Annotated in this window: 1 protein-coding gene; it reads right to left on the bottom strand. The window is 40.0% G+C overall.

Annotation, left to right across the window (positions count from 1 at the left end):
* Window positions 1-2736, bottom strand: a 2736-nt coding sequence (locus AC5YCD_RS15630) for an Ig-like domain-containing protein (RefSeq protein WP_496130875.1), incomplete at its 3' end; no start/stop codon positions are given.
* Window positions 2737-3389: the final 653 nt, after the last annotated feature.

Genomic DNA, 3389 nt, shown 5'->3' on the forward strand with positions numbered 1-3389 from the left:
AGTCTCTTGTGCATCAAATGGTGTACCTGCAACCACAGGAGTCGTACCAGCTTCATCAAGGTACAAGGTACCGTTGTCAGGTAAAGTCGTGACTGTAATGCTCTCAACTGTACCGTCTACATCGCTGTAGTCGAGTACCACTGGAATGGTGGTATCTTCATCGCCTGTTGCAGTGACATCTTCAGCCACTGGCGGATCATTGACATCGGCAATGGTAATCGTTGCAGTGGCAGGGTCTGACTCTAAGCCTTCATTATCAGTTGCCACGTAGTCAAATGTGGTTTCGCCGTTCCAGTTTTCGTTTGGTACAAAGTACACGGTCTCTTGTGCATCAAATGGTGTACCTGCAACCACAGGAATCATGCCAGCTTCATCAAGGTACAAGGTACCGTTGTCAGGTAAAGTCGTGACTGTAATGCTCTCAACTTTACCGTCTACATCGCTGTAGTCGAGTACCACTGGAATGGTGGTATCTTCATCGCCTGTTGCAGTGACATCTTCAGCCACTGGCGGATCATTGACATCGGCAATGGTAATCGTTGCAGTGGCAGGGTCTGACTCTAAGCCTTCATTATCAGTTGCTACATAGTCAAATGTGGTTTCGCCGTTCCAGTTTTCGTTTGGTACAAAGTACACAGTCTCTTGTGCATCAAATGGTGTACCTGCAACCACAGGAGTCGTACCAGCTTCATCAAGGTACAAGGTACCGTTGTCAGGTAAAGTCGTGACTGTAATGCTCTCAACTGTACCGTCTACATCGCTGTAGTCGAGTACCACTGCAATGATGGTATCTTCATCGCCTGTTGCAGTGACATCTTCAGCCACTGGCGGATCGTTGACATCGGCAATGGTAATCGTTGCAGTGGCAGGGTCTGACTCTAAGCCTTCATCATCAGTTGCCACGTAGTCAAATGTGGTTTGGCCGTTCCAGTTTTCGTTTGGTACAAAGTACACGGTCTCTTGTGCATCAAATGGTGTACCTGCAACCACAGGAATCGTGCCGGCTTCATCAAGGTATAAGGTGCCATTTGCAGGTAAAGTCGTGACTGTAATGGTCTCAACTGTACCGTCTACATCGCTGTAGTCGAGTACCACTGGAATGGTGGTATCTTCATCACCTGTTGCAGTGACATCTTCAGCTACTGGCGGATCATTCACAGGAGTTACATCAATAGTGATCACTGAAGTACTAGTTTCGCCATTTGGATCAGTTACAACGACAGTAAACTCATCTGGACCATTATAGTCAGGGTTGGGCGTATAGGTATATTCGCCAGTCTCTGGATTAATTTCAACTTTACCGTGAGTTGGCTGTTCGGTTACTTCATAACTCAGAGGGTCTTCATCTGGATCTGTTGCTGGGACTTTACCTGTAACAGGGGTGTCTTCAGGCGTGACTTTACTGTCATCTTCTGCGACTGGTGGATCGTTAATTGGGTTAACACCAATGTTGACTGTACCGGTATCTTCACCACCTTGTTGATCTTCTACAGTGTATTCAAAAACACCAACATTTTGCCCAGCTAAATAGTCTTTCGGTGCATCATATACGAGCGCCTCAAGTTCAGACACAGTCAGCTGGTCACCAATTTTTACTACTGTACCATCTGCTTTTTTTACTTCACCCAGTTCTGGAATCTTAGTAACGGTAATCGTTAACTCACTGTCCGGACTATCTGAATCACTGACTGTAACGCTAAGTGGTGTAGCTGTACTTTCTTCATCTACAGTCAAGTTATTGTCTGTGGCTAATGGTGGTGCAAATGGCTGCACAGTAATATTAACTGTGGCAGTCTCAGGTATACCTGTGGCTGAAGTGACTGTATAAGTGAAGCTATCAGGCCCTGTATAACCTGCATTTGGCGTGTAAGTTAAAGTACCATCTGGATTAATGACCACTTGACCATGAGCAGGTTGGCTAACTGAAGTAATTTTAGCATCTGTTGCTTCAAAACCATCGTTTTCCAATGCATCAATCACGACAGGAACACCTAGCATAGTTGTTTCGGTATCATCGAAAGCATCTTGCTCTGGTTCAACAACAGCTGTAACTTCAAATTCAGTTGTTACGCCTTTGTCATCAGTGACTGTAACTTTAAATGTCTCAGTGCCATTCCAATCATCATTTGGAATGAAAGTCCATTCACCCGTCTCTGGATCAATGGTTGCGGTACCATTTTCTGGCTGTGCAACAATCGTAAAATTAGGATTACTTACACCATCTTTATCAGTTGCGATCAATTTACCCGTAACAACATCACCATCTTCTAGCCCTTCACCGCGATTACCCGTGACTGTAGTAAGATTTGGCTTTGGCTTATCATCATCATCATCGACTAAAGCTGCGATACCACCTAAAAGTAAGCCACCTAGAATCCATGGCCAAAAGTTGGCACTTTTACCAAATACAATTTGCTCTAAACCAGTAATATCTTTGAAATACACTGCGCCGTTATTGTAGTCAAACCACAAAAAGCCACATTCTTCATCCAACAAAACCAGTTGTGATTGTGGCTGATCATTAAATTGAACAAAAAAATCTTCAATGAGGATTTTTTCCCCAGAATTTAAGATTAAGACTAAATTATTGCCTTCACGAACATATTGTTTGATGTCTTCTTTATATAAATCTACCTTAACAACAGAGGAGGTACTCAGATCAACGATACTCGTATTGCTTAGGTCTTGAAGTTTTTCACGAGTGGCGAGGTTATAGACTTGAATATTGGCTGTCATTGTTATGATCTCTTTTAGGATTATTATTCCTAGAGATTGAACAATAAACATACATTTATGTAAACCACTGTTAAAAATGTGATTAATGAAATTATTTAGGATAAATTTAAATATTTTTTTTATAAAAAAATTAATATCTTTGAATAACTAAGATTTTTCAAACTCTATTTAAAAATATGAAATATAAAATAATATAATGCAGCTAAAAAACTTAACATACTGATTTTTAAAAAAATTAATAAAAGACATTTTTTTCATTTTTTTATAAAAAAATGTCTATTACGCCTCAAAACATAAGCTTATTGCACAAATTATGAATCAAAACTAAATTTACTATGTAGTTTTTATAAACATATAGTAAAAGATGAAGTGAGCTAAAATGAGTATAGCAACCTAAACTTTCTATTTAAGAATACACATATTGTTTCTTTGCTTGGTCGCTTCAATTAAATCAAACATAATTTTCAATCATTAGACCTCTTGCGAAAGTAAAAATCACCTCCATATAAATTTCATGAGATATCATAAATTAAACCGTTTTTCAGATTCTGAATTCAAACGCTTAGTTGGCGTACCTCGACAAGTTTTTACTGAAATGGTAGAGGTTCTAGAAAAAGCAGAATCACTCAAAAAGAAATCAGGTCGACCTCATA

Source organism: Acinetobacter sp. CY05, assembly GCF_059515805.1.